This is a genomic window from Shewanella sp. SG44-2, assembly GCF_014164215.1.
GTDB classification, from domain to species: Bacteria; Pseudomonadota; Gammaproteobacteria; order Enterobacterales; family Shewanellaceae; genus Shewanella; species Shewanella frigidimarina.
In genome coordinates this window covers 1-26,779 of record NZ_JACJEU010000006.1, presented here as the reverse complement: position 1 = coordinate 26,779, position 26,779 = coordinate 1, and the positions used below count along the sequence as shown (strand labels likewise).

Genomic DNA, 26,779 nt, shown 5'->3' with positions numbered 1-26,779 from the left:
GGTCGGCTTGAGTTTAAGTCGATAAGGCATTCTTCCATATAAGATTCAGACGTATACGAAATGGCTGAAAAACGCAATATTTTTCTGGTAGGCCCTATGGGCGCAGGTAAAAGCACAATTGGTCGCCATCTGGCGCAAATGCTGCATTTAGATTTCCACGATTCAGATCACGAGATTGAACAACGTACCGGTGCAGATATTGCCTGGGTGTTTGATGTTGAAGGTGAGGAAGGCTTCCGTAGACGTGAAGCTCAAGTCATCGGTGATCTTTCAGAAAGGCAAGGTATCGTTCTCGCGACAGGTGGTGGTTCTGTTCAGAGTAAAGATATCCGCAACTATCTTTCTGCTCGAGGTATAGTAGTTTACTTAGAAACAACTATAGACAAGCAAGTCGCGCGCACTCAGCGTGATAAGCGTCGTCCGTTGTTACAAGTAGATGATCCACGTGAAGTGCTTGAAAGCTTAGCGGAAATTCGCAATCCTTTATATGAGGAAATTGCGGATGTTATCGTTAAGACAGATGAGCAAAGCGCGAAGATCGTCGCAAACCAAATTATCGAGCAACTTGGCTTTTAGGTAACAACATGCAACAAATTCAGGTTCAATTAGGTGATAGAAGTTACCCCATTTATATTGGCCAGGATTTGATGAATGATAGCGAGCTATTTGCTCGCTACCTAACAAACAAAAAAGCCTTAATTGTTTCAAATGACACCATTGCTCCGTTGTATCTTCAACAGATACAACAAGCGATGAGCGCTTGCGCGCGCATTGAAACGGTTATTTTGCCGGATGGCGAAAAATTTAAAGACTTACAACATCTAGATTATATTTTTACTGAGTTACTTGAGCATAATTTTGCCCGAGATTCAGTATTAGTTGCACTAGGTGGTGGTGTTGTTGGTGATATGACTGGTTTCGCGGCTGCGTGTTATCAGCGTGGTATTGAGTTTATTCAAGTGCCAACTACATTACTGTCCCAAGTTGATTCTTCTGTTGGTGGTAAAACGGCAGTCAATCATCCGCTTGGGAAAAATATGATTGGTGCATTTTATCAGCCTAAATCAGTGATTATTGATACGTTTTGCTTACAGACATTACCCGCAAATGAGTTTGCTGCAGGTATGGCTGAAGTGATTAAGTACGGTATTATTTGGGATGCTGACTTTTTTCAGTGGCTTGAAGAAAATGTTGATGCGTTAAAATCGCTTCAAACGGATGCGTTAAACTATGCCATTGCGAAATGTTGTCAGATTAAAGCTGATGTTGTCGCGCAAGATGAAACTGAACAAGGTGTAAGAGCGTTATTAAACCTTGGGCATACCTTTGGGCATGCTATTGAAGCTGAAATGGGCTACGGTGTTTGGTTACATGGCGAAGCTGTCTCTGCTGGTACCGTTCTAGCGGCTCAAACAGCATATAAGCTAGATCTATTAGATGAGCAAAGTGTCGAGCGTATTTGCCGATTGATGCAAGCGTTTGATTTACCTATAACGGCTCCAGAGTCGATGGGTTTTGAACAGTTTATCAAGCATATGCGTCGAGATAAAAAAGTATTAGGTGGTAAAATCCGCTTGGTATTACCTACAGAAATAGGCAAAGCTGATGTCTTTAGTGATGTGAGTGAAGACTTATTGAAACAGGTTATTAGCTGCGTATAAATTATTCCGCATATATCTATGCTAGCTATAAATTATAGTGTGGTGAATCATTGACGACTCCAGGACTATTACTACTCCCTACCCAAGAAGCGCTCATTCAGCGTTTACAGCATATTGCTAGTTATAGCGAACAGTTGCTGGTTATTTGTGGTGAGAACGGTTCAGGTAAGTCGACATTGACGGCTGCATTAGCCAGTGAGCTAGATGATTATAATTCAGCATTGGTCATTTGTCCTCAACACGCTGATAGCGCCGAAATTCGTCGAAAGATTCTGGTTCAATTAATATCCGCGCCAATTTTTGATGATGAACGTCCTTTGATGGACACCGTACTGAGAATCCAATCTAGTTTAAAAAAACCGTTACATATCATTATTGATGATGCTGATTTATTGCCTAAAGATATTTGGGCTGAGTGCATTCTGCTGAGCCAAATTCACTGTGCAGGTAAACCTGTTGCAGTAACAGTGACCGTCACTCCTAGCTTTTGGCATACTTTAGTGACTGAGTTAACTGATGAGACTCGTGCTAGATTACTGCCTGTGACGATTGAGCCTTTATCTGTACCTGAGCGTGATGGTCTTTATCAAAGCTTATTACTCCGTAGCCAGCAAACACCGTTTATCCCGCGTGAAATTATTCATAAGCAATTAGAGAAACAACAGGGTACCCCAGCTGAAGTAGTTCAATTATTAGCGTTGGCATTAGAAGAGCCACAAATAGAGCGTTCATCTTGGTCTGCGTCTATTAAAATGATGATTGCTTCTGTCACCATATTAGCTGTCGTGGCATTGTGGTGGGGGATTAGTACACAATTACCGCCTCCGATTTCAGCATCATTGTCGCCAGTATTAACCGCTGAGCAATCCGCTGTACGTGTAAAAGCAGCTCAATATGTCATTGATTATGCCGACAGTTCATTAAGCGCTTATTTTGCCCATAGGCAATTGGTCTTAGCTAAGTCGAGTGCCAATGAACAAGCACATTTTATCATCGAGCAGCAAATGACTGATGATATTTCACTAGTAGAGCAAGGTGAGACTAACCTCATAGAAGAGGTTCCTGCAGATAATCATATTGACGTAGTGGTTAATTCTTCGTTAAAGGGTTTGTCTTTCCAAGGTAAGTTACCCAAAGCGCAAGTTAACACGGTAAATAAGCCGAACGATATTGTTGAGCGTGATAATACCCCGAATCTAAAAGTGAAAGGTTTTACGCTGCAACTTGCTAGCGTGAATGACAAAGACTCACTTACACCCATTTTAGTTAAACTGGCACAAGAGCCGCAAGTTTACATAATGAAATACAAACAACGCCACGTTATATTACTGGGTGATTTTGATACCGCATCGGCAGCTAGCTCAAAAGCGAAAAGTCTTCAGAAAAAATATAGTTTAGCGGCTCCATGGGTAAGAAAGTGGGCAGACTTAAGTGATTATAAGCGACAAGATTAACAATCTTCATATTCCGCAGCATCCAAGTCAATAGGATGAAAAATCAACTAATAAAACTGCTTTATCCGATGATAATTATCGTTAAACAGAGTACAATCATCAGCTTTAATTTTGCTGGCATAATTCCTATTCATGATAAAAAAGCATAGAGCCTTTCTAAAGTGGGCAGGCGGTAAATATAAGCTCGTTGATGAGCTAGCAAAACACCTTCCAGCTGGAAATAGACTGATTGAGCCTTTTGTTGGGGCGGGTTCGGTATTCCTCAATACACAGTTTGATGATTATTTATTGTGTGACATCAATCAAGACTTAATCAATTTATACCAAATTGTTCAGCAACAGCCAGATAAATACATTAAAGCGGCCAAGGCCATGTTTGTCGATGAGATGAATGACAAAGATGCTTATTATCGTGTTCGTGCTGAATTTAATCTCTGTAGCGATCCTTTCATTCGTTCGGTTTACTTCCTGTACATGAATCGCCACGGCTTTAATGGCTTATGTCGTTATAATCGCAAAGGCGGTTTTAATGTACCGTTTGGTTCGTACAAAAAACCGTATTTCCCGGAAGCTGAAATTCGTTACTTTTCATTAAAAGCGCAAAAAGCGACCTTTAAATGTATCAGTTACGAGCAAGCCTTTGATATGGCAAACAGCGGTGATGTTATTTATTGTGATCCGCCTTATGCGCCGTTATCAACCACAGCCAGTTTTACCACTTATGCAGGTCCGGGTTTTAGCTTAGATGATCAAGCATTACTTGCTCGTCATTCACGGCTCATTGCCCATGAGAGAAATATTCCGGTATTGATCAGTAATCATGATATTCCGTTAACGCGAGAGTTATATCGTGGTGCATCTTGTTCAACGATTTCAGTGCAGCGTAATATTAGCCCTAAAGGCGGTTCACGCAATAAAGTGGATGAAATTATGGCGCTATATGATCATCATTATCGTGAAGAAGAGTAATGCTGCAAAGCGTGGATAATGAAAGCTAGCGGTTAACTCAAGACTTGGTTTACGATTAGCATTAATGAAATGACTAAGGCTATGGCTAAGATAATACCCATAATGATAAATGGTAGTGGGGATTGAGTTTGAAAATCTTTTTGACGATTTCGCTCCGTCTGTACGCCAAAAAAGGCTGCTACAGTGCTACTAAACACTCGCCAAATAGACATTAATGCGATATCTGAGTTGGGTTGCCTGAGGTAGGCATATCATTTAAAGGTTTGTCTTTGTGACCGTGGATTAACTCAAGTAAATCAATAAAGTGAAACTGACTAGAGCGACTATTACCTGTAATCCAATTACCCCAACTGACATCATTTGATTGTTCTGCACAACGATTTGTAGGGTGACTACTGGGTAAACTGGCATTGTAGTTGGTGGTGCTATTACAGACACAAGCCTTACTATTTGCCGAGTTACTTTCGGTTGCCATCAATACTTGGCTTAACAATAACGCCAATGCAGACGTTGCAAATACAGCAAAAACCGGTGCTGACAATAATTTGCCATCACGACCAGAAAGCTTGAGTAGTAAGTGCTTTACCATAAAGTGTGCCCTATCCATGGTGTAAACTCGAATGATGCTACAACAGGTTTTAAATCTTCAGTTGGACAACTAAGATAACAACTTTTTACATTATAGCAAAATAGCTTAGTTATTGAACACTGGTTTTTGTATAAAAAATAGCAAATCCGACTTATTGTCTAGTTTTTAACTAAATTATACTGAGGATAGTGGTTATTTCCCTTGTGAGACTAGAGGCTTGCGGCTGCAAAGGGTAAAATGTCGTCACTTTGATCTGCCAATAGAGAAGATTATGCGCCCATTTTTAATTGCACCATCGATTTTGTCTGCTGATTTTGCCCGTTTAGGTGACGATGTTAAAGCCGTATTAGATGCGGGTTCAGATGTTGTTCATTTTGACGTGATGGATAATCACTACGTACCAAATTTAACAATAGGCCCTATGGTATGCACCGCGTTGCGTAATTATGGGATCACCGCTGATATTGATGTGCATTTAATGGTTAAACCGGTTGATCGCATTATTCCTGATTTTGCCAAAGCCGGTGCTTCAATTATCACTTTTCATCCAGAAGCATCAGAACATATTGATCGTACACTGCAGTTGATTAAAGAATCTGGCTGTAAGGCCGGATTAGTCTTTAATCCTGGCACACCACTGCACTATTTAGATCATGTAATGGACAAGCTCGATGTTATTTTATTGATGTCAGTTAATCCTGGTTTTGGTGGTCAGTCTTTTATTCCGCATACGCTAGAAAAACTTCGCCAAGTGCGCGCGATTATTGATGCCAGTGGTTTCGATATTCGCTTACAAGTGGATGGTGGTGTTAAGGTCGATAATATTGCTGAAATAGCGGCTGCGGGTGCAGATATGTTTGTGGCAGGTTCGGCAATTTTCAATCAACCTGATTATAAAGTTGTTATTGATCAAATGCGTGCAGAACTCGCTTCGATATCATAATTTCTTTTTCCATATCCAGTGGGACTCTACATGATGCAATGGTCAAATATTCGCGCAATCGCCTTTGATTTAGATGGTACGCTGATCGACAGTGTGCCTGATTTGGCCGCGGCCACAAATGCCACATTAGCACAGAACCAATACCAACCAGTGACAGAAGCATTGGTTCGCAGCTGGGTAGGTAATGGTGCCCAAGTACTAATGCAACGAGCGTTAAGTTATGTGTCTGCTATGCCAGAAGATGCTCCTGAGCTTCAGGTAATGCTTGAGCAAATTATGCCGCAATTTATGCATCATTATGGTGAACACTTACAAAAACATAGCCGTTTGTATCCGGGAGTTGTCGACACGTTACAGCGGTTAAAACAAGCAGGTTTTAAACTGGCTATCGTTACCAATAAACCATATCGTTTTACTGTGCCGTTACTAACAGCTTTTGGTCTTGATGACCTATTTTCTGAAGTTCTCGGTGGCGATTCATTGGCAAAAATGAAGCCAGACCCAATGCCATTACAACATTTGCTTAAACAATGGCAGTTGGATGAATCGCAATTACTGATGATAGGTGATTCAAAGAATGATATTTTAGCGGCTAAAGCTGCGAATGTTATGTCTATTGGCTTGACCTACGGATACAACTACGGCGAAGATATCGGTCTTAGCCTTCCGCATGCGATATGCGAAAACTTTGCAGATATAGAGCAATACTTACTTTCATAATAATTTGAATTTTATATAGATAATCTGGAGCAATAAACACATGACCAAACCCATAGTTCTTAGCGGTGCGCAGCCATCAGGCGAATTAACCATAGGTAATTATATGGGCGCACTTCGTCAATGGGTTGCCATGCAAGATAGCCATGATTGCCTATATTGTGTTGTTGATTTACATGCGATTACCGTGCGTCAAGATCCTAAAGCACTGCGTGAAGCTTGTTTAGATACGCTAGCCTTATACCTTGCTTGCGGTGTTGACCCTAAAAAAAGCACCGTGTTTATTCAGTCGCAAGTACCGCAGCATACTCAACTCGGATGGGTATTAAACTGTTACACCCAAATGGGTGAGTTAAACCGCATGACCCAGTTTAAAGATAAATCGTTAAAGCATGCCAATAACATTAACGTGGGTTTATATGGTTATCCTGTTCTAATGGCAGCGGATATTTTGCTTTATCAAGCCAATGAGATCCCTGTTGGGCAAGACCAAAAGCAACATTTAGAACTCACTCGCGATATCGCAACCCGTTTTAACAATGCTTACGGCGACACGTTTACTATCCCAGAACCGTTTATTCCTGAACACGGTGCTAAGGTCATGTCGCTGCAGGACCCACTTAAAAAAATGTCGAAGTCTGACGATAATCGTAATAACGTTATTGGTTTACTTGAAGATCCTAAAGCGATTTTAAAGAAAGTTAAAAAAGCCATGACCGACAGCGAAGAGCCACCAGTAGTGCGTTTTGATATGGAACAAAAGCCAGGTGTGTCTAATCTACTCAGCTTAATGTCAGGTTGTACTGGTCAGTCGATTGCGTCTTTAGAAGCAGAATTTGAAGGCAAAATGTACGGCCATTTAAAAGTGGCTACCGGTGAAGCCGTCGTTGGAATGCTGGAGCCATTACAAGCTCGTTTTAAAGAGTACCGCGCCGATCATGCTTTCTTAAGCCAAGTGATGGCGGAAGGTGCTGAAAAAGCTCAAGCTCGTGCAGAAGTCACCATTAAAAAAGTGTATGAAAAAATTGGTCTTATTGTGTAAGTATTATTTCAGCTAATGTTACCCATAAGCCAGCAACTTGCTGGCTTATTTTTTGGTTAACCATTGTACAAATGCAGCTATAGCGGGCTCCTTTAAACGTCGCTGTTTACAACTAAAATTGAATTCAAATCCAGTCAACATAGCGGGTAAGTCAAGTGCGACTAATGCTCCCTTACTAATATCTCGTTCTACCATAAAATCTGACGCTAGCGCGATCCCCTGACCTGCAATTGCCGCTTCAATAGCTAACAACACATGGCTAAATACATGCTGTTGTTGCGTAGCCTCTATGCTGATGCTGTTAACCTTTAACCAGCGCTCCCAATCAAAGCCTATTGGCCCTTCATCTACAGTGAGTAATGCATGTTGCCGTAATACACTCAGCGCCGAGTGGTCGGTATTTAATAGCCCCGGGCAGATCACTGGGATCAGTCTCTCTTGGTGTAACATGCGATGCACATAACCCGGTTGTCCACTTTGACCAGTAATAAACATATCAGCAACGCTATCACTCATCAGCGGGTCATCGGTGATCATTTCTAGGCGAATTTTAATCTGTGGATGTAAGCGATGGAAATCGCTTAAGCGAGGAATCAGCCACTTAATGGCAAATGAACTGTATACCGCTAAGCGGAGCTGATCATTGCAATCGCCAGTGATTTGCATGCTTAAATCATTCAACTCATTAAATATTCGCTCCAGTTCATGGTAAAGCACATTGCCTTTACTGGTTAAACAGAGCTGCCTACCTTCGCGGATAAATAATCGTTCGCCAAAATGCGCTTCAAGCAGTCTTACTTGGTGCGATACCGCACTTTGAGTAATGCACAGCTCAGTTGCCGCCCGAGAAAAGTGAGCATGCCTTGCGGCCGCTTCAAAAATTTGTAGTGCCCGCAGTGGCGGCAGTTTACGCATATACACCTCAAATATGAATTTATTTTATTGAAATTTATGAGGTATGAATTTAACTCATGTATGGATTAAAAACATCATTATTCGTTATTAATTGATAACTATATGATGCAGCCAATTATTGGTCCTAAGGTTGTAAGTGTAATGAAATCCACAATAACGATTGGCATGATGTTATTAGTTGTCGGTAACCTTTTTAGTGCTATGTATGATGTGTCTATAAAATGGCTCCCAGATGGCAGTAGCGCTGCAACATTTCTGTTAATCAGACAGTTAACATCAGTATTAATGTTGCTGCCATTGTGGTTTGCAACTAAAAAACCAATCAGTCGCCATATAAAGGTGCACTTAGTGCGAGCTAATACTGGCGCTATTGGAGCTGTATGCTTAATTATGGGGTTAATTGCGCTACCTATCGCCACTGTAAGCTCGTTGTTTTATTCGGCGCCATTAATGATTGTATTAATGGGATTTCTATTTTTAAAAGAGAGCGTCACCGCTACACATTGGCTGGCAGCTATTTTAGGATTTCAGGGCATCATTATTTTGCTACGACCAAGTGAAATTAACTGGTTTGGAATTGCAGTACTCATCTCTGCATTTATGTTTGCGATAAACCAGTTGGCATTGCGCAAACTCCCCAGTACAGAAAGCCCTGTTGTAACGTTAATGCTATATAACTTACTCAGTATTCCTTTGGTGTTGGTCATGGCATTGGTGCAAGGCATAGAGGCAATCAGTTGGTCTTTAGTGGCTATTGCGGTGTCGAGTAATGTGTTTTTATTGGCGTATCAGTGGTTTTGCGTGTTGGCTTATCGCCAAGCACAAGCCAGTCAAATTGTGGTGGCAGAATACACAGGACTATTATTTTGTGTCTTTTTTGGTTGGTTGTTTTTTGATGAATGGCTTGATGGCTTAAGTTGGGTTGGCGCTGGGTTTATTGTGTTGCCGTCGCTGATTATCCCGTGGATACAAGCCAAAAGATCCCAAAAAAAATTCATCGAGCAAAATGCAGGATGAATTTCTAAATCGCGATAATAAAAATGTACAGCAGGATTAAGATTCAGTGTATTCAAAAACCTTAATCACTTTGCGAACGCCTGCAGTATTTCGCGCGATATCAACCGCTAAATCAGCTTGCTTGCGGTCAATTAACCCAAGCAAAAAGACTTCGCCGTTTTCGGTAATCACTTTCACTCGAGTAATATCGAGTGATTTTTCATTTAACATGCGGCCTTTCACTTTGGTTGTTACCCAAGTGTCGTTGCTGCGTGTGGTAAATGACGTTGGCGTGCCAATACGAATTTGGTTATGTATTTTGCCGCCAATTTGTAAATCTTGTACCACTTTAATCGCTTTATCGCGCAGCATTGAGTTAGGTGCTTGGCCTATCATCAATACATTGTTGTTCATCACAACCGCGGCGATATTGGTTTGATTATTAAGGTCATCATGTTTTGATAGCGCACTAGCAATAACAAAGTCAGCATTAGTGTCGCTGATTTGAGTGCTCATGCTGCGCTCATCATTTACCATCTTGGCACCGCTAACGGCGCCAACCATGACAGCACCAGCACACCCCTGCAACATCGCCAGGACTGAGATGATGAGTAACCTTCTTATCATGCTTGTTCATCCTGTGGGAACAAGGTGCGGTCGATGTTATCGCATAAGCAGTGAATAACCAGTAGGTGAACTTCTTGAATACGTGCAGTAACGTTTGACGGTACGCGGATTTCGACATCTCCTGCGCTCATCAAGCCCGCCATTGCGCCGCCATCTTTACCTGTTAGGGCTACAATAGTCATGTCGCGGCTTAACGCTGCTTCCATGGCTTTAATAATGTTGCCAGAGTTACCGCTGGTTGAGATAGCCAATAAAATATCGCCTGGTTGACCCAGTGCAAAAATCTGCTTCGAGAAGATTTCATCGTAGCTATAATCGTTGGCGATAGCGGTAATCGTTGAAGTATCACAGCTTAATGCTATAGCAGGCAGCGGTGGACGTTCAATTTCGTAACGGTTTAATAATTCAGCTGAGAAGTGTTGAGCATCGCCAGCACTGCCACCATTACCACATGACAGAATTTTATTACCGCCAAGTAGACATTGCACCATCATCTCTGCAGCTTTTTCAATAGACTCAGGTAATGCTTCTGCAGCATCAATTTTAGTCTGAATCGATTCGGTGAAACTATCTCTAATACGTTCTAACATGCAACAATCCTTACGCTAAATTATGTCTACGTATGTCTCTGATTAGCTTTTTTATCATTGCTCATCAGTTAGACTCGGTAATTTGACTATATGATGCCATAAATCAAGGTTATGGTAATCAATTGCCGCTTAAAAACAGCCTTGTAGCCAGTTTATTTCATCAATATTCATCGCAATGACATCAAAGCGACAAGGTGGATTTAATTTTTGTCGTTGTAAATAATGTTCAGCGGCTAATCTTATCCGGGTAATTTGCTTACTTGTTAACGCATTTAAGGCGCCGCCAAACTGATTTGACGACCTAAATTTTACTTCAACAAACACCCAGACATCTTGCTGGCGCATAATTAAATCTATTTCACCAAATGGATATCGAACATTAGCATCTACAAACGTTAGACCTTGTTGCTCAAGGTAAGTTCGCGCATGTTGCTCAGCTAATTGTCCACTGTTCATAGTGGTGTTAATTGTCCTTGGTTATATTTGCCCCAAGACAGTTGACGATCAATCACCCCATTAGGCTTCACTGATAATGCACCACTGCGGCCGATAAATTGATAACCTGGGAAAGCGCGCATTTGCGCTAAACGATTAACCAATTCAAGCGCATCATAACCCATTGCGTATAGGCGTTTTTGGCTGTTATTCCAACCACTCCATAGCTCAGACACCAGTTGGGTTTCGCTGTTAGATTGCATTAGCCATGGTACATCGCTAATGATCAAGTTATTCAGTTCTTGTGCCGACTGCGCTGACTCATTTTCAAGACGGCTACGGCTAGTGGTATATAAGGTTACCGGTTCAGAGAACACACTAAAGTTTACGTCTAAAAAGGGTTTTAGCAGGGCCAAATCTTGTGAGCCCGAAATCATGTAAATCGCATCAATATCTTGGCGAGAACGAAAATCTGATTCTAAGCGGCTACCCAATAAATCACGCATTCTGCTAATACGTGCTTGGCTATCTTTCACACCTAATGCTTCTTGAACTGTGACCTTCATTTGGTCGCCAGCATCATAAAAATACACTTCGGCATCATTGCTGGTTAAGGTTAGCCAAGTTTGCTTAAAACTGTCGGCCATACGTTTGCCGATGGGATCGTTACTTGCCAATAGTAGTGGCAGCTTTACGCCATCGCTATACAGCTTATGTGCTGCATCACTGGCTTCTTGTGCTGGTGACAGTGAAAAGTAAAACAGGTTTGGTTGTGGCGTAAACGTATCCGTTTGGTTCAAATACAGCTGCGGCACTGTGGTCTTTTGTTTATCGTTGATTTTCTGTAGCTCTTCAACTTCATTGGGTAACAATGGCCCAATGATAAACTCTGCGCCTTTGGCTACAGCTTGTTGATAAGCGGCAGCAACCCCTTGCTGCGTGTCATAAAAGTTAATTGACACATTTGCATCATAGTCAGACAGATAGCTCGACATAAGACCTTGACGAATAGGTTCAGCAACCACAGCGCGTGGGCCACTTAACGGTAATAATACCGCTATATTTTGCGGCCTAAACGGTTTGGCATTGAGGGCTTTTTCTAAATCAGCAGGTAATTTCACTGCACCTGGATGATAAGGGTTGTTACGCTGCCACTCACCTAAATAACGCACCAATTGTGTCGGCTCAACCGCATAATGTTTAGCAATAAAGGTTAATTGTAACCAACCAGCAAAAATCGGATTTGATTGATCGCGCATAAACGACTGCACGGTTTCTTCATGTAGTGGTTGCAGTAGCTTCCAAATAACATTATTGATCGCCGTGGTTTCAGACTTTGGCAAGTAATTGCTTAATAGGCTTAATTGCTTAACTTGGTCAATTGGCTGTTGAGTATTTTTGTACAATTTGGCTTTAAATTGGTGATAACTTGCCATTTGCCAGCGTGGGAGCTGCCAATGTGGTGGATACTGTAAAATATCTAATGCGGCCTGGCTGCTATTGGTTTTTTCAGCAATGCGAGCGCGCAAATAAATATGTTCCGCTTGAAGCGAGGGCACGTTCACCATCGACTTTTGCATTGACGTTAATACATTAACGGCAGAATTAAAGTTACCATCATTAATATAAGCATGAGCGGCGAGTAATAAATAACGATCACGCTTTTCTGGTAAACTGCTATTCGTTGCCTCGGCTAAATAAATTTTAGCCGGATGTTCAGCGGCAACGAGCGATGCGCTAGCGTCAACATTATCTTGCTGTTTTTTGGTGGCACAACCAACCACCAATACAGAGAAAATCAACGCGCACACGAATTTTGTAGTATTCAGTCTTTTTAACACTTGGCTTCACTCTGGTAAGATGCTGTCACTAGTTTAACCTGCTCTTACGCTTGGCGAAAGTATCAGGTAGATTCATTATCGAGGTAATTATGGACCAAATGGTCGCGCTGTATATTGTTCCCACCCCAATTGGTAATTTTGGCGACATCAGCGCTCGAGCAATAGAGGTGCTGCAACAGGTTGATTTAATCGCCTGTGAAGACACACGCCACAGCGGAAGGTTGCTGAGCCACTTTGGTATTGAAACCCGTAAAACGGCATTACATGATCATAATGAACGTGATCGAGCGCAATGGATAGTTGAACAATTAAATGAAGGCAAATCAATCGCGCTCATTTCTGACGCGGGTACGCCGTTAATTTCAGACCCTGGCTACCATTTAGTTAACCATGTTCGTCAAGCTGGCCACAGAGTCGTGCCTTTGCCTGGAGCATGTGCAGCGATAACAGCCTTAAGTGCATCAGGATTACCGTCTGATCGTTTTAGTTTTGAAGGTTTTTTACCCTCAAAAGAAAAAGCCCGTATCGATAAACTTGAATTTCTTAAAGAAGATCCTCGTACTTTGATATTTTACGAATCTCCTCACCGCATACTTTATAGCCTTGCCGCTATTGTTGACGTTTTAGGCGCCGATAGGCAAGTGGTAATGGCACGTGAAGTCACTAAAACCTTCGAAACCTTCTTATCTGGCACCGCTGCAGAGGTATTAGCGCTGGTTGAAGCTGATGATAATCAGCAAAAAGGCGAAATGGTCATTATGTGCCATGGCTTTACATTATCTGATGAAGAAGGCATTCCAGCAGTTGCAGTTGCTACGCTAAAGTTACTTTGTGAAGAATTACCGCTTAAAAAAGCTGCCGCTATAGCAGGGCAAATCCATGGTTTAAAGAAAAATGCCCTATATAAATACGGTTTAGAACTGGATTTATAAAAAGGCAGTCGCTTTGGCATTGGTTTGTTGCGCAGCTTAGGCTATAATCCGCGCCGAGTTGGCCAGACAGTTGCCGCGTACGCAAGTACGGGGAGGAAAGTCCGGGCTTCAAAGAGCGGGGTACCAGGTAACGCCTGGGCGGTGTGAACCGACGACAAGTGCAACAGAGAGGAAACCGCCATTTTGGCTTAGGCTAAGATGGTAAGGGTGAAAGGGTGCGGTAAGAGCGCACCGTGCGGCTAGTAATAGTCCGTAGCAAGGTAAACTCTACCCGAAGCAAGACCAAATAGGGTTCCGCATGGCGCTGCTCGCGTTGGAACCGGGTAGGTTGCTTGAGCCTGTGAGCGATTGCAGGCCTAGATGAATAACTGTCCACGACAGGACCCGGCTTATCGGCCAACTCACCTCTTTATAAAAAAGGCCTCGCAGCAATGCGAGGCCTTTTTTTATCGTTAGTACGAAAATATTGGTGTCTTAACCTTATATAGTCAATCCGAGTAGATGTTGGTTATTGTTTCTCTATATTTTAACTTCAGTGTTATCCATTATTTTCGCCTCATGATCTAACATTTGAGTTGACTGCATCCGTTCAGTAAACGTTGCCGGAACACTGAGGGTTTACAAAGGCTGATTTATTAACACGAATGCTCTTGCTCTGTTGTGACCTCTATCTTAGTGGCTATAGCCCATAATAAATACCCTCTCAAACCACAAAGTCTCTAACCATTAACACTATCAGTTATCAAACAAGCACAAATGTAAATTATTAAATGAGAATAGTTTCTATTAGCGTTTGGTGTTATATTGCGGCCAAATTTTACTGTTGCCGATGAGTAAGCTGTTATGCATTTGAACGTGATTAATCTTGGGATATTAAGCCTGCTGTTACCTGTACTGAGTGTCAGTGCGAACGAGAAAGCGGCCGACGTTGATTTGACTGAGTCGATTGAGAAAATAACCGTAATGGGTCGGGCTCAAACCTTTTATCGTGAATCTTCTACGTCCGTGGGTGCCAAAGTTGAAACCGATATTATGGATTTACCGCAATCGGTGCAGGTGTTGAATGAACAATTGATAGTTGATCAAGCTGCACGTGAAATTACCGATTTATACCGCTCTATAGCAGGTGTGAGCATTTACAGTTATTCAGGTGTGACCTTTCGTGGTTTTCGTGATGACAGCAATGTGTTTTATGACGGTGTAAGAGGCGACCCTTTTTCTGGTTTTGGTGTACCACAGTTATTTAATATTGAGCGAGTTGAAGTGTTAAAAGGTCCTGCTGCTGCGTTATACGGTGGTGGTGAGCCTGGCGGGATGATTAATTATGTCAGTAAAAAGCCGAGTTTTGTCCAAGATACTGAAGTGACATTAACCACAGGTGATAACGACCGTATGGGCGGGTCAATTGATTCTAAAGGTGGTTTAACGGATTCAATTGCTTATCGTTTAGGCGGTTTTTATGAGCAAAAAGACAGTTTTCGAAATAATGCCGACTCTGAAAATACCGAGTTAACAGGTGGATTATTATTTCAACTTGACGATGACACTACACTTACAACAACGATTGATTATATCAAACAAGACTTAGGTGGTAATCGTTTGCGTGGTGTACCCGTTGACGATGAAGGCAATTTTTTAGTTGATCCAAGCTATAACGCAAATGAAAAATCCGACTATCAAAACCTTGAAGCAACAATATTACAAGCTGACTTACAGCATCATTTTAGCGATGAGTTAAGTGTTAATACCACAGTGCGTTACCTTGATAACGAGCGTGTTCAGGGATATCACGAATCACAAAGTTGGGTTGACGTTAATGGTGATGGCGAAGCCAATATTGATGATAAAACCATTAAACGTGAATATCGTAAACAGTATCGCGCTAACCAAGAAGTCAGTGTGACTTCAGATTTTGTATATCGATTAGATACTGGTATTGAGCAAACCTTATTATTTGGAGCAGATTACCATCACGTAAACAGCGATTATGATTATTGGCGTGCCCGTTATGAGGCTGACGGTGTCGCTAATCTAAACATTTTTGATCTTAATTACGGTGAAACTGATCCTTCGACTTATAACTTACAAGACCAAGAACGTGATGGTACTAAAACCGAACGCGCGGGTTTATATGTTCAAGATCAAATTAGTTTAAGCGAGAAATGGTTGTTATTGGTGGGGCTACGTTACGATCACTTTAACGATTTTGATAAAGAAACTGGATTTGAATTTAGTGATAATCATGTATCACCGCGTGGTGGTATTGTTTATAAATATTCCACCGATACATCGTTTTATGTTAATTATGCAGAAAGTTTTAATCCGACCTCGCTTGGCGATCAAGAAACGGCGAGTGAAGACAATAGCTTAGAACCTGAAATGGGTGAACAAGTTGAACTAGGGATAAAAAATCAGTGGTTTAATGGCAGCATAATGACCACGTTAGCTGTGTATCAAATTAATAAAAAAGATGTCGCCATGAATAATCCTGCTGACACGGGCAATGATGACGGAATTCCTGCGTTAGTAAGCTTAGGAGAAGTTGAAAGTAAAGGACTTGAGTTTACGTTGGTTGGAGATATAACACCTAATTGGACTGTTATGGCTAATTACGCCTATAACGATACTCGTGTTACTCAAGGCGATATTGGCGATACCTATGCCGATGGCAGCAAGTTTGTTAATGCGCCGCGTCATCAAGCGGGTTTGTGGACGCGTTATGATATTGACAGTTTGAATTCTGCTATTGCACTGGGTGCAGATTATGTCAGTGAGCAAATGAGTGCTGATGCGCAGCGTGTTAAACCCTATACCGTGTTTGATATGAGCTGGACAACTACGTGGCAAGATACCCAGTTTCAGCTAAATGTGAAAAACCTGTTTGATAAAGAATATGCCGTGAGCGGTTTCTCTGAACGTAATGGTCATTTCCCTGGTGCGCCAAGAGAAATGGTATTACAGGTATCGCATCACTTTTAACTTAAGACTAATAACGTAAGACCATAAGGTCTTCTTGAATAAAAAGGGAGTAAACAATTTATTGTTTACTCCCTTTTTGCTATCTTGCTGAAGGTTAAAAGCTGGCTTTTATACCTACATTGATAGTGGTACCCAGTGCTTGAGTATAGTAACTCGCGTTAGTAGAAGCTTGTGAGCGAGCAGAAAAATAATCTTCATTAAGTAAGTTTTCTACACCTAATGAGAGCTGCCAATTATTGAGTTGATAACTACTGGTTAGGTTCACAACGTTATAATTTTCTATAGGGCCTTGAGAACCAATATATGCGCCATCAACCGACTCAAATCGGTCACGGTCACCAACATACATGTAGTTAATACCAATACTCGCTTCTTCAACGGGCTGCCAACTAATATAAGCTGTTAATTTAGGAGGGGATATTGTGCCACCATCTATATAAGTATCCGTTTCAGTGTCTTTACCTTCAACCCAGCTATAGCTTAAACCTGTATTGAGATTATCTAACACTCGATAGTCAACTTGTGCTTCGTAACCCCAAATTTTTTGTGGTGCGCGTACAGGCAAGTAAATGCCTGTTGTTGCATCAAAGCTGTTACTTGTGCCTAATTCTGACTTACTTCGGTAGGCGGCAATTTCATAATTCAGATCACCAAGTTGACCAGAAAAGCCGATTTCATAGTTATCAACAATCGATGATTCTGTGCGGATTAACGCAATATCATCGACAGTGGCGGTTCGTAAAAGACGGCCAATATCTGAAATATCTGCACCTTGGGAAAAGCTCATAAACGGGTTAAAAAACTCGTTCATATTGTAACGTAAGCCAATATTATAGGTGGTTGAGTTATATGTTAATTCTCCGCCTGTGACATCAAAAGGTACTGAGCACGTACTTGGCGTTCGGCAAAGTTTTAAGGTTTGATAATCACCGACCGTTAAATCAACACTGTCTTGGCGGATACCGGCTTTAATAACCCAATCATCGGCAATAACAAACTTAGTTTGTAAATAAACCGCTAAGTTACGCATGTCCATTTCAGGCACCCAAATTCGGCCGTCTTCTAATGGTTGTGAACTGATGTCTTGCAGCGCATCAATACCATAAATGAAGGTTGATTCAACATTATCCCAATCAACTTGGGTAGCAAAGTTAACGCGTAGGCCTTTCTTTTCTGACTTGATGAATGATTGTCCCCCTTCATAACCTTCGCTTAGGTTAGCTAGTGCAGTTGAAAAGAAAAACATGTTTTCAATTTTTTGCAGATAACCATCAACGGTTAATTGGGTGTTAGTGAATATATCTTGGTCGACGTATTTTAACATTAGGTTATGATTGCCACGCGGCCCTTGAGGTACGCCCAGCTTTACAATCCCAGTAGTATTGTCTATCGAGTAAGTTTTTTCGCCTGTGTTAGCATTGCCAACAACATCTATGTAGTCAGATTCTTGTTGGGCTTCGTAGTAGTTATACGTCAGTTGAATCGACTTATCGTCGTCGAGTTGATAGCCGAGTTTGGTAAAATAATTATTCGATTTAGTTTCTGATAAACCATAGACTAATCCGATAGCATCACCTTTGGAATCACGTTCAACACCTGTTTTTTCGGTAATGGCACTAAATACGTAACTGAAATTATCAACCGTGCCGTCTATTGATGTATCCACTCGATAACCGGCACTGTCTTGTAATTTTACCGCACTAAATTTACTGGAAGCCCCAACCTTAACTCGTGCTTTATCTTCACTGGCTCGTTTAGTGATGTAGTTGATGATGCCGCCTGAAGCGCCATTGCCATAAATTGAAGTCGCTCCTTTAATCACTTCAATACGCTCAATGACCCCTGCATCGATAGAGCTTATGCCTAATTTTCCATTTCGTAATGGGGTAGATTGTGGCACGCCGTCAATCATGACTAGTGCGGCACGACCGCGTAAGTTTTGTCCCGAGTTACTTGATGTGCCAGTGCTTGGCGCTAACCCTGGAACGCGAAATGCGAGTAAGTTTTGTAACTGCGAAGTCATTAACATGTCTTGTGCGAGGGTTTGTTGCTCAATAAGCGTGACTGAAGAAGGGACTTCCTCTATCCGTTCAGCAGAGCGACTGCCAGTAATAATCATTCGCTCCATTGAAGCTTGGTTTTCTGTGGCTTGTGTTGAAGATTCTGCATTGGCATGAGTTACGGGGAGTACTAATAAAAATAATGCACAATGTGTCGCAATAGCCAATTGGCTAGGCTTAAATAACATAGGTATACCGATTAACAAATAATGAAAGGTAGTTAATGATATTCATTATCATTAACTAGTACACATTATTTACATTTTTTACTTTTTTGCATTAAATCAGTTAGATATTAATAATTCATTTAACTAAGGGCTGTAGATCTTCATTATGAATTTCACTGCTGCTTGTCGTCATTGTATAAAAATCTGAACGCGTGATATGTCGTTGCTCTGTAGGAGTAAGCGATAATGCAGAAAACTGAAACCATAAGTTCAGTTAGAAGAGACCTGTTAAGCAGTCTTGCTTATTTTATCGTAAAAAGTTTGCAACAAGTGATTCGTGCATAATGACGATATAACCTTGCTGTACATGGTTGTATAAAGTAAATCGTTTTGTTGGGCGGATCATAACCGCCAAAGATCAGCAGCACCTAGTGCGTTTTAAGCGTTTAGCCTAAATTTTTCACACGTTAGTACTAGCTGTTCTCGTTAGATACGATAGCAATCGAACGGTTTGCCGGATTAAAAATGGTCTTTAACTTGAAATCTGAACTCCCAAGCGTTGATGTCGTTGCCCGTAGTGATCGGGACGGCAATATCAACATGGGCTACGTTACCGTAGCTGGATTTAGAAGAGTAAATCCGTGCGCCAATACCAATACTACCAATAGGGCCATCAACTTCGTTTTGCTCATCTGGGCCACCGCTTGCTTGACCTATATCGGCAAAAACAGCCCAACCTAACTCGGCCAGTTGATATAAATTGATGTTTGGATAGTATCGGATTTCACTCGTGAGCAACCATTGATTGTCACCATGTTGGTAGTCGTTGGGATATCCCCGTACACCGGTTTCGTCGCCAAGAGCAAACGTTTGATCAAGATAGTTATTGTGTGAGGTTGCGATACGCGCCTTGGAATAGGCTGTCCACTTAGGGCTGATTTGGTGGAAAAATTCAGCGGCTAAACCGACATTATAAAAATCTTGTTGGCCAGTTTGAATATCCGTTCGAGCATTAAGGGTCATTAGCAATAATTGATTGTCTTCCTGCCAACCGCGACTGCTTGAAGCCGTTACGTGATAACCCACAGCAGCACTGTCGGCAACGTCATTGGTTTCCAATCCTAAACTTACAGTGTGGTGCCAACCTAAGTTAAAGTCTTCGTTATTATTAATTAGATGAATATTGTTCAGCACTGTGTATTGGTCTTGCAGGTATTCGTAGCTGATCCAAGGGTAAACAAACTCACGATCAAACGGTAATGGTGAAATAGGGTAATCGTCGATGTTATTGAATTGATGTTGGTCTTGGGTTATCCCTAGGCTAATACGGTGCAATTGATCTGGCGTTTTATCGACTAACCAACCAAATCCAACGTTAGCATAATCAATAACATGTTCAAATTCGTTAATGTCTTGGCCATTTTGTCTTATGGTGTCGATGCGGGTATCTGTTAACCATGACAGGGCGTACATGTTTTGAGTGTCTAAAGTATAAAAGGGCTTATTAAAGGCGATAGCAGATGCTTGGCCGTCACTGTTGTCGTAAAAATCGACCGACACATTACCGTGTTTAATCCATCTTACTGGAGCATCAAAGGCAAACTTATATCCGGTGCGGTCGGCACTCGATTGGTATTTTATTTTAGTTTTAACCCCTAAACCCAGTAAGTTATCTTCCTTCATACCAAACGAGTATTTAGTGTCGCCGCCATTTTTACTCAAACTGACTGTTGGCAGTAATGACCAGTTATCCCAGGTTTCGACTAATACCACGTCTTCAACGTTGTCGTCGGCTAGTGGATCTTTTCTGGCAATGTTGATATCTGCATCGCGAATGTAAGGTTCATAGCGCAATAAGCGCTGCGCTTCTTCAAGATCTTTTTGAGTAATTTTTTCGCCTTTTTCAAAGCTTAAGCTATTGAGGATGGTCGACTCTTTGGTATTAATATGCAGATAGTTTGCCCAACGGTGAAGGAAAATAGCGTCCGGAGCTGACTCATCAAAAATAGGATGACTAACAATTACAATGTTTGCGACTTTTTCGACATCATGCTTATTGATTGTCGATGGACTAGAGGGCGTAGTGACAGAGTCATCGTTGGCTTTTAACTGTGCCGCACTGTCAGCAATAGTTGCTTGAACAGCAGGCGAAGAAAGCAGGATGACGAAAAAAAATACTGCCATAAATATGATTGGCATAGCTTCGTCCTTATTTTTATTGTTATGTTTTTTGAGAGGTCTGTAAGAATAGAACTATTGTTTTCAATATGAACTTTTTATGTTGCCTCTTTGTTTCATATCATACCTGAATAACATAATAGTCAAGCATTTAGCTTGAATAAAAATTTCATTAATCCATTTAAGTTATGTGGGTATTTGGGTTGTTAAAAAATAAGGGCAGCATTTATAGCTGCCCTTTAATACCGATAGGAAGGTAATGTTAACTTGTAAGATTTATAACGAACGGCGAGGGGGCACGATAACGTTAGCAAAAATAAGCCCAGCGATTAAGGACATAAAAATTAAGAATATTTGTGAGCCCAAATGGGCTTGATTGAGCATGGTTTCGCCCGAAATTAATGCATTGAGACCAATATAGGTTTTGCTACCAGGAACGAGAATAACGATACCTTGCAGTAACGCAATCGACACAGGCGCTTTCATCCAACGCGCATACAGATTTGAATAGATACCCACGGCTAGTGCACCGACAAAAATACCAATAGACTCACCTAGATAAATCCCACCTAGCATGGCAGAGAAAAATGCCACAATGCCAGCAAATATGCCCCAAGGAGAGTCTTTTAAGCGTGCTTTAAAGATAATAACCAACGACATGGACAGTAACGGCACCGCAGACCAAATAGCCCAACGAGGTAATGGTATTGGTTCGACATAGATAGTTTCACCAAAGATAGCTTTACCAATGGTCATACCAAGCACGGCACCAAAATACAGTTTAAATAACTGCATCACCGCATCCATAATACGTGCCGTACCAGAGATTAAATCTCGGGCGGCAAGTTCTGCTAAGCCGAGAGTGAGTGCAAGACCGGGAACAAAAATAATAATCCCCGACAAAATGGTTACGGGTAAATTGATACTCGGGTCTAATTGCGCAATCCCCGATGCCAAGATAGCGCACACTACCGCTGCCATCGGTTCGAGCATTTCTGCGATACGTTTTGAGCGTTCGGCCCAAAAAACTAAGCTGTATACCAGTAAACCAAAAATAGCTGACCAAAAAACGTCATGCCAACCGGTACCCATTAACATGGCGAAGGCACCCGCGCTTGAACCAAAAGCTAACAGCGTCAGTTTATGGCCATAAGGATTGGGTTTATTGGCGATTTCTTCTAAGCGTTCTAACGCTTCTTGTAAGGTTCGCTGTCCAGAACTGAGCTCTTCAACCAACTCAAAGGTACGAGCTAACGAGCCTAAATCTAAGTCGCCAGGTTTAACGCGTGCAACGTGATTGTATTCTTGCTCAGTGTCATGTTGGAGTACAAATGTCATCGATGTTGGCGATATTAAAAAATATCCTTCAATACCAAGGGTATTACATACCGTTTGCAAATGGGATTCTAAGCGATACGCAGGAGTACCAAATTTGTGCAGGTACTTACCTAATTTAATGATAAATCTACGTTTTTCTAAAAAATCCTGATTATCCACTGGGCAGTAGTCACTCTTGTTAAGGTATTGAGCTTATTTTGGCGCGAATATTAACCGATTAAGGCGTGTGTTTACAGCCAAACTGATTCAAAATGTAGTGATAACATCAACAAATCAAAGATTAGTATAATAACAATAATATAGACGACTTAAGGAATAACACATGACATTGATGGTATCGGGTTTATATGCGGGCTTAACGGCGCTGTTGGTTTTAGCATTATCTTATAAAGTGGTTAAATTTCGTCGAGCAAATAAAATTGGTATCGGTGATGGTGGCCATCAAGGATTATCCATTGCAATAAGAGCTCATGGCAACTTAATTGAAAATGCGCCCATAGCACTAATTTTGTTAGCACTGGCTGAACTGAATGGTATGCCGGTTTACTTGATTCACAGTTTGGGCACGGCATGGATTGTTGCGCGTTTATTACATGCTATTGGATTAAATCAAGGTCAAGGCGGCCATCACTTCGGTCGTTTTTGGGGCGTGTTAACCACTTGGATTGTGCTATTGGTTTTAGCGGTCGCTAATATTGGCTTCTTTCTAGGGTTATAGCATTGAAAGTATACGGGAATAGCAATATTCCCGCGTGTTTTACAAGGTTATAAAGGGATAAAAATATTTCACTTTTGATGTTTTTTTAGTCACACTTAGTGTCGCTGTACTGCTATACTCCGCGTCCGTTAAATTCAGCCATAGGCTGATGTTGTCATCGGATCAGCTAGGCTGGTTTTCCCCATTTATGTAGGTCATATACATGCAAGTTGAGTCAACGTTATTTAATTATCCAAAGTTTTGGGCTGAATGCTACGGAACGGCACCTTTTTTACCCATGTCTCGTAAAGAGATGGATATTTTAGGTTGGGATAGTTGCGATATTATTGTCGTGACTGGCGACGCGTATGTAGATCACCCAAGTTTTGGTATGGCGGTGATTGGGCGAATGTTAGAAGCCCAAGGTTATCGTGTGGGTATTATTTCGCAGCCTGATTGGTCAAACAAAGAAGACTTTATGCAACTAGGTCGCCCAAATCTATTTTTTGGGGTAACCGCTGGTAACATGGACTCGATGATTAACCGTTACACCGCTGACCGTAAGTTACGTCATGATGATGCTTACACTGCCGGTGATATTGGTGGCAAACGCCCCGATCGTGCCGTGACCGTGTATACCCAGCGTTGTAAAGAAGCTTTTAAAGACGTACCGGTTGTTATTGGTGGAATTGAAGCCAGTCTTCGCCGTATTGCCCATTACGATTATTGGTCAGATAAAGTGCGTCGCAGTGTGATTTTTGACGCCAAAGCCGACATTCTAATCTACGGCAATGCTGAACGGCCATTAATGGAAGTTGCACGCCGTATTGCTGCGGGTGAAGCCATTGGCGATATTGACGATGTTCGTGGTACCGCAACAATGCGTAAAGAGCCTATGCCAGGTTGGCGCGGTATGGATTCGCGTAAAATTGACCAACTACATAAAATTGAGCCATTACCTAGCCCATATGGTGCTGATGATGTTGGTTGCAGTAATTTGTCAGGTCCAACAGACGAAAAGATTTTTGATAACGAGGCTCCTAAGGCCATTAGCGTTCAACCGCCTCGTCCAAAGCCATGGGAAAAAACCTATGTGCTGCTTCCTGCCTATAACAAGGTCAGCGAAGACAAGTATTTGTATGCCCATGCCTCACGTATTTTGCACCAAGAGCAAAACCCGGGTTGTGCCCGTGCGTTGTTTCAACCACACGATGCCAACCGTGGTGTATGGGTAAACCCACCTGCGTGGCCATTAAACACCGACGAAATGGATGCGGTATTCGATTTACCTTATCAACGCATCCCGCATCCGATGTACGGCAAAGAAAAAATTCCTGCCTACGATATGATTAAGACATCTATCAATATCATGCGCGGTTGTTTTGGTGGTTGTTCATTCTGCTCGATTACCGAACATGAAGGACGCATTATTCAAAGTCGCTCGCAAGAGTCGATCATCAAAGAAATTAAAGATATTCAAGAAAAAGTACCAGGCTTTACTGGGGTTATTTCTGACTTAGGTGGCCCAACGGCAAACATGTACCGTTTAGGCTGTACCAGCGTGAAAGCGGAAAAAACCTGTCGACGTTTATCGTGTGTGTTCCCGTCTATTTGTGGCCATTTAGGCACAGACCATAAACACACCATCGACTTATACAAAGCGGCACGTGAAGTACCGGGCATTAAAAAAGTGTTAATTGCTTCGGGCGTTCGTTACGATTTGGCTATCGAAAACCCTGAATATATTAGAGAGTTAGCTAAGCATCATGTGGGCGGTTATTTAAAAATTGCCCCTGAACATACCGAAGAAGGCCCGCTCAGTAAAATGATGAAGCCAGGTATGGGAACCTATGACAAGTTTAAAGAACTGTTTGATAAGTTTTCTAAAGAAGCGGGTAAAGAACAGTTCTTAATTCCGTATTTTATTTCGGCGCATCCTGGTACTACCGATGAAGACATGATTAATTTGGCATTATGGTTAAAAGGGCAGAAATTTAAGCTCGACCAGGTGCAAAACTTTTATCCATCTCCGATGGCAAATGCGACCACGATTTATCATACCGAACTTAATTCACTGAAAAACATTAAGCATGATAGTGAACAAGTGACAGTACCGAAAAAAGGCCGTCAGCGTAAATTGCATAAATTCTTATTGCGTTACCACGACCCAATGGGTTGGCCGATGATCCGTGAAGCGTTAGTGGCTATGGGTAAAGAGTCGTTAATTGGTAATGGTCCCAATCATTTGGTGCCACCCGAAACGCGTAATGAGCAAACTAAAGTGAAGTGGGGCCAAAAGCCATCGGCTAAAGCGAAAGAACAAAACGGCCAAAAAGCCATGACTCGTTTTTCTGCCGATCAGTTTGAAGACCGTAAAGGTAACACTAAAGCAGATAAAGGCAGTGCTAAGCCTGTAGGGCAAAAAACCAAGTCTCCAGCTAAGGCTTCGGGCCAAGTGGCAAAAGGGCAAGCGCCTAAAAGCCAAGGCGCTAAGCGTCCAGCTAAAGCGACCACTTGGGCGACTAAGTCTAAATACGCCAAGTAAGCTAACACGTTAACTTATTGTCATATAAACCCGCATTAACGTTGCGGGTTTTGTTTTTCTAGCAGCAATAGATTCAATAACAAGGTAATCTGCTTCGATACTTACGTCTTTTAATTTAGTCTGCTCAGTAGTCGTTTTGTTATACTACTGTACTTATTGATTAAATTACCCAATGGTTTGATAAACAAGGAACGATCATTATGCCAACGTTAATTAGGCTTAGCGCATATCTCAGTGGTGTATTGCTGTGTGGTAGCACTTTGTTGGTTAATCCTGCTTATGCCGCAAACTCGGTACAGCAACAGCAATTTTTTGAAGCTATTAGCGCTCTGTGTGGCAAAGCTTTTGCCGGTAAGATCACTGCTGGTGGCAGTGAAGGAGATGGTTTTAGTGGCAAACGATTAGTTATGCATGTAAGAGATTGCACCAATCATCAGTTACGTATTCCATTTCATGTTGGCGATGATCACTCTCGCACTTGGGTGATAACTCAAACCGATACCGGATTGCGCTTAAAGCATGATCATCGTCATAAAGATGGCACCGATGATAAAGTGACTATGTATGGTGGAGAGACCCGCGATACTGGCACTGCCAACTTACAAACGTTTCCTGTGGACGATGAGTCTATTGCCAACTTCAAGCAACATGGCTTAACACAGTCGGTCACTAACGAGTGGCAGATGATGATTGAAGCGCATACTTTTACTTATCGTTTAACCAGAGAGAATCGCGATTTTAAAGTTGAGTTTGATTTATCTCAACCAGTGGCATTACCGCCAGCGCCTTGGGGATATAAATAGGTTTTTGATAAGTATATCGGTTAGGCATGGCCTGCGGCCACTAACGTCGTGGCGCTTCGACCACACCAGAATAAGGTAGTAAGTTGTCAACTTACCCAGGCTAATTTAAGCGTCATCCCGGTAATGCTCGTGAGCCGGGATCCAGGTTTATTCTTTTGTACTTTTGTACTTTTGTATTTATGGCCTGCGGCCACTAACGTCGTGGCGCTTCACCCACACCAGACCAAGAGGAAACCAACGGCTGTTCCCTCTTGGAACTCCCAGCCGCCCCGCAACATTTTCAAACAGCGAAAAGGTCGCC

The 26,779-nt window shown here is 41.9% G+C and carries 23 protein-coding genes and 1 other RNA gene; 14 read left to right on the top strand and 10 right to left on the bottom strand.

Going from position 1 to position 26,779, the window contains the following annotated elements; genetic code table 11:
• Positions 1-60: 60 nt before the first annotated feature.
• The 4 genes from aroK to H5181_RS06225 all read left to right on the top strand — a co-directional run bounded on the left by aroK (position 61) and on the right by H5181_RS06225 (position 4,084).
• Positions 61-576 carry a shikimate kinase AroK gene (aroK, locus tag H5181_RS06240; protein WP_011635865.1) on the top strand — a complete coding sequence of 172 codons (516 nt, stop codon included), beginning with the start codon at positions 61-63 and terminating at the stop codon, positions 574-576.
• Positions 577-584: 8 nt separating this feature from the next.
• Positions 585-1,661 carry a 3-dehydroquinate synthase gene (gene aroB, locus H5181_RS06235; RefSeq protein WP_182750530.1) on the top strand — a complete coding sequence of 359 codons (1,077 nt, stop codon included), beginning with the start codon at positions 585-587 and terminating at the stop codon, positions 1,659-1,661.
• 50 nt (positions 1,662-1,711) lie between these two features.
• Positions 1,712-3,115 carry an ATP-binding protein gene (locus H5181_RS06230; RefSeq protein WP_182750529.1) on the top strand — a complete coding sequence of 468 codons (1,404 nt, stop codon included), beginning with the start codon at positions 1,712-1,714 and terminating at the stop codon, positions 3,113-3,115.
• Positions 3,116-3,247: 132 nt separating this feature from the next.
• Positions 3,248-4,084, top strand: a complete 837-nt coding sequence (locus tag H5181_RS06225; protein ID WP_011635868.1) for a Dam family site-specific DNA-(adenine-N6)-methyltransferase — start codon at positions 3,248-3,250, stop codon at positions 4,082-4,084.
• 32 nt (positions 4,085-4,116) lie between these two features.
• On the opposite strand, the gene H5181_RS06220 is transcribed toward H5181_RS06225, so the two are convergent.
• On the bottom strand, positions 4,117-4,296 hold the full coding sequence (locus H5181_RS06220) for a DUF2970 domain-containing protein (RefSeq protein ID WP_182750528.1): 180 nt from the start codon (positions 4,294-4,296) through the stop codon (positions 4,117-4,119).
• Positions 4,296-4,673: a hypothetical protein gene (locus H5181_RS06215; protein WP_259396983.1), complete on the bottom strand. Its 378-nt coding sequence runs from the start codon at positions 4,671-4,673 to the stop codon at positions 4,296-4,298. Before H5181_RS06215 ends, H5181_RS06220 begins: the two co-directional genes overlap by 1 nt.
• A 271-nt stretch (positions 4,674-4,944) precedes the next feature.
• On the opposite strand from H5181_RS06215, the gene rpe reads away from it, so the two are divergent.
• The 3 genes from rpe to trpS are packed head-to-tail and all read left to right on the top strand — an operon-like array spanning position 4,945 to position 7,375.
• On the top strand, positions 4,945-5,616 hold the full coding sequence (gene rpe, locus H5181_RS06210; protein WP_011635871.1) for a ribulose-phosphate 3-epimerase: 672 nt from the start codon (positions 4,945-4,947) through the stop codon (positions 5,614-5,616).
• Positions 5,617-5,646: 30 nt separating this feature from the next.
• Positions 5,647-6,336, top strand: a complete 690-nt coding sequence (locus tag H5181_RS06205) for a phosphoglycolate phosphatase (RefSeq protein ID WP_182750526.1) — start codon at positions 5,647-5,649, stop codon at positions 6,334-6,336.
• A gap of 40 nt (positions 6,337-6,376) precedes the next feature.
• A complete protein-coding gene (gene trpS, locus H5181_RS06200) occupies positions 6,377-7,375 on the top strand; it encodes a tryptophan--tRNA ligase (RefSeq protein WP_059745784.1) in 999 nt (332 codons plus the stop codon).
• A gap of 45 nt (positions 7,376-7,420) precedes the next feature.
• Here the strand turns inward: trpS and H5181_RS06195 are convergent, their stop codons facing one another.
• Positions 7,421-8,290 carry a LysR substrate-binding domain-containing protein gene (locus H5181_RS06195; protein WP_182750525.1) on the bottom strand — a complete coding sequence of 290 codons (870 nt, stop codon included), beginning with the start codon at positions 8,288-8,290 and terminating at the stop codon, positions 7,421-7,423.
• Between the two features lie 141 nt (positions 8,291-8,431).
• On the opposite strand from H5181_RS06195, the gene H5181_RS06190 reads away from it, so the two are divergent.
• The gene (locus tag H5181_RS06190) at positions 8,432-9,307 is read left to right on the top strand and encodes a DMT family transporter (protein ID WP_182750524.1); all 876 of its coding nucleotides are present in this window, start codon (positions 8,432-8,434) and stop codon (positions 9,305-9,307) included.
• 36 nt (positions 9,308-9,343) lie between these two features.
• Here H5181_RS06190 and H5181_RS06185 read toward each other — a convergent pair whose 3' ends face one another.
• From H5181_RS06185 to H5181_RS06170, 4 genes are all read right to left on the bottom strand, one after another.
• Positions 9,344-9,913: a BON domain-containing protein gene (locus H5181_RS06185; protein ID WP_011635876.1), complete on the bottom strand. Its 570-nt coding sequence runs from the start codon at positions 9,911-9,913 to the stop codon at positions 9,344-9,346.
• Positions 9,910-10,503, bottom strand: coding sequence for a phosphoheptose isomerase (locus tag H5181_RS06180; protein WP_011635877.1), 594 nt, complete (start codon positions 10,501-10,503; stop codon positions 9,910-9,912). Before H5181_RS06180 ends, H5181_RS06185 begins: the two co-directional genes overlap by 4 nt.
• Positions 10,504-10,632: 129 nt before the next feature.
• The gene (locus tag H5181_RS06175) at positions 10,633-10,959 is read right to left on the bottom strand and encodes a YraN family protein (RefSeq protein WP_011635878.1); all 327 of its coding nucleotides are present in this window, start codon (positions 10,957-10,959) and stop codon (positions 10,633-10,635) included.
• A complete protein-coding gene (locus H5181_RS06170) occupies positions 10,956-12,779 on the bottom strand; it encodes a penicillin-binding protein activator (protein WP_182750523.1) in 1,824 nt (607 codons plus the stop codon). Before H5181_RS06170 ends, H5181_RS06175 begins: the two co-directional genes overlap by 4 nt.
• An 89-nt stretch (positions 12,780-12,868) precedes the next feature.
• On the opposite strand from H5181_RS06170, the gene rsmI reads away from it, so the two are divergent.
• The 3 genes from rsmI to H5181_RS06155 all read left to right on the top strand — a co-directional run bounded on the left by rsmI (position 12,869) and on the right by H5181_RS06155 (position 16,690).
• Positions 12,869-13,711, top strand: coding sequence for a 16S rRNA (cytidine(1402)-2'-O)-methyltransferase (gene rsmI, locus H5181_RS06165; protein ID WP_011635880.1), 843 nt, complete (start codon positions 12,869-12,871; stop codon positions 13,709-13,711).
• A gap of 54 nt (positions 13,712-13,765) precedes the next feature.
• An RNA gene (rnpB, locus tag H5181_RS06160) (RNase P RNA component class A) lies at positions 13,766-14,119 on the top strand.
• Between the two features lie 435 nt (positions 14,120-14,554).
• Positions 14,555-16,690 carry a TonB-dependent siderophore receptor gene (locus tag H5181_RS06155; protein WP_182750522.1) on the top strand — a complete coding sequence of 712 codons (2,136 nt, stop codon included), beginning with the start codon at positions 14,555-14,557 and terminating at the stop codon, positions 16,688-16,690.
• Between the two features lie 94 nt (positions 16,691-16,784).
• Here the strand turns inward: H5181_RS06155 and H5181_RS06150 are convergent, their stop codons facing one another.
• The 3 genes from H5181_RS06150 to H5181_RS06140 form a co-directional block, all read right to left on the bottom strand.
• On the bottom strand, positions 16,785-18,938 hold the full coding sequence (locus H5181_RS06150; protein WP_182750521.1) for a TonB-dependent receptor: 2,154 nt from the start codon (positions 18,936-18,938) through the stop codon (positions 16,785-16,787).
• A gap of 498 nt (positions 18,939-19,436) precedes the next feature.
• Complete coding sequence (locus H5181_RS06145; RefSeq protein WP_182750520.1) at positions 19,437-21,116, bottom strand: ShlB/FhaC/HecB family hemolysin secretion/activation protein; 1,680 nt, start codon at positions 21,114-21,116, stop codon at positions 19,437-19,439.
• A gap of 255 nt (positions 21,117-21,371) precedes the next feature.
• The gene (locus tag H5181_RS06140; protein ID WP_011635884.1) at positions 21,372-22,592 is read right to left on the bottom strand and encodes a threonine/serine exporter ThrE family protein; all 1,221 of its coding nucleotides are present in this window, start codon (positions 22,590-22,592) and stop codon (positions 21,372-21,374) included.
• A 163-nt stretch (positions 22,593-22,755) separates the two neighbouring features.
• On the opposite strand from H5181_RS06140, the gene H5181_RS06135 reads away from it, so the two are divergent.
• The 3 genes from H5181_RS06135 to H5181_RS06125 all read left to right on the top strand — a co-directional run bounded on the left by H5181_RS06135 (position 22,756) and on the right by H5181_RS06125 (position 26,478).
• Positions 22,756-23,151, top strand: coding sequence for an MAPEG family protein (locus tag H5181_RS06135; protein WP_011635885.1), 396 nt, complete (start codon positions 22,756-22,758; stop codon positions 23,149-23,151).
• A gap of 202 nt (positions 23,152-23,353) precedes the next feature.
• Positions 23,354-25,675: a YgiQ family radical SAM protein gene (locus H5181_RS06130; RefSeq protein ID WP_182750519.1), complete on the top strand. Its 2,322-nt coding sequence runs from the start codon at positions 23,354-23,356 to the stop codon at positions 25,673-25,675.
• A gap of 200 nt (positions 25,676-25,875) precedes the next feature.
• Positions 25,876-26,478, top strand: a complete 603-nt coding sequence (locus H5181_RS06125) for a hypothetical protein (RefSeq protein ID WP_182750518.1) — start codon at positions 25,876-25,878, stop codon at positions 26,476-26,478.
• Positions 26,479-26,779 lie beyond the last annotated feature (301 nt).

Coding starts and splice junctions, on each gene's coding strand:
- H5181_RS06135 (WP_011635885.1), top strand. CDS start 22,756: ATGACATTGATGGTATCGGGTTTATATGCGGGCTTAACGGCGCTGTTG.
- H5181_RS06125 (WP_182750518.1), top strand. CDS start 25,876: ATGCCAACGTTAATTAGGCTTAGCGCATATCTCAGTGGTGTATTGCTG.
- H5181_RS06175 (WP_011635878.1), bottom strand. CDS start 10,959: ATGAACAGTGGACAATTAGCTGAGCAACATGCGCGAACTTACCTTGAG.
- H5181_RS06180 (WP_011635877.1), bottom strand. CDS start 10,503: ATGTTAGAACGTATTAGAGATAGTTTCACCGAATCGATTCAGACTAAA.
- H5181_RS06130 (WP_182750519.1), top strand. CDS start 23,354: ATGCAAGTTGAGTCAACGTTATTTAATTATCCAAAGTTTTGGGCTGAA.
- H5181_RS06155 (WP_182750522.1), top strand. CDS start 14,555: ATGCATTTGAACGTGATTAATCTTGGGATATTAAGCCTGCTGTTACCT.
- rsmI (WP_011635880.1), top strand. CDS start 12,869: ATGGACCAAATGGTCGCGCTGTATATTGTTCCCACCCCAATTGGTAAT.
- aroK (WP_011635865.1), top strand. CDS start 61: ATGGCTGAAAAACGCAATATTTTTCTGGTAGGCCCTATGGGCGCAGGT.
- H5181_RS06150 (WP_182750521.1), bottom strand. CDS start 18,938: ATGTTATTTAAGCCTAGCCAATTGGCTATTGCGACACATTGTGCATTA.
- aroB (WP_182750530.1), top strand. CDS start 585: ATGCAACAAATTCAGGTTCAATTAGGTGATAGAAGTTACCCCATTTAT.
- H5181_RS06205 (WP_182750526.1), top strand. CDS start 5,647: ATGATGCAATGGTCAAATATTCGCGCAATCGCCTTTGATTTAGATGGT.
- trpS (WP_059745784.1), top strand. CDS start 6,377: ATGACCAAACCCATAGTTCTTAGCGGTGCGCAGCCATCAGGCGAATTA.
- H5181_RS06195 (WP_182750525.1), bottom strand. CDS start 8,290: ATGCGTAAACTGCCGCCACTGCGGGCACTACAAATTTTTGAAGCGGCC.
- rpe (WP_011635871.1), top strand. CDS start 4,945: ATGCGCCCATTTTTAATTGCACCATCGATTTTGTCTGCTGATTTTGCC.
- H5181_RS06225 (WP_011635868.1), top strand. CDS start 3,248: ATGATAAAAAAGCATAGAGCCTTTCTAAAGTGGGCAGGCGGTAAATAT.
- H5181_RS06145 (WP_182750520.1), bottom strand. CDS start 21,116: ATGCCAATCATATTTATGGCAGTATTTTTTTTCGTCATCCTGCTTTCT.
- H5181_RS06190 (WP_182750524.1), top strand. CDS start 8,432: ATGAAATCCACAATAACGATTGGCATGATGTTATTAGTTGTCGGTAAC.
- H5181_RS06215 (WP_259396983.1), bottom strand. CDS start 4,673: ATGGTAAAGCACTTACTACTCAAGCTTTCTGGTCGTGATGGCAAATTA.
- H5181_RS06185 (WP_011635876.1), bottom strand. CDS start 9,913: ATGATAAGAAGGTTACTCATCATCTCAGTCCTGGCGATGTTGCAGGGG.
- H5181_RS06220 (WP_182750528.1), bottom strand. CDS start 4,296: ATGTCTATTTGGCGAGTGTTTAGTAGCACTGTAGCAGCCTTTTTTGGC.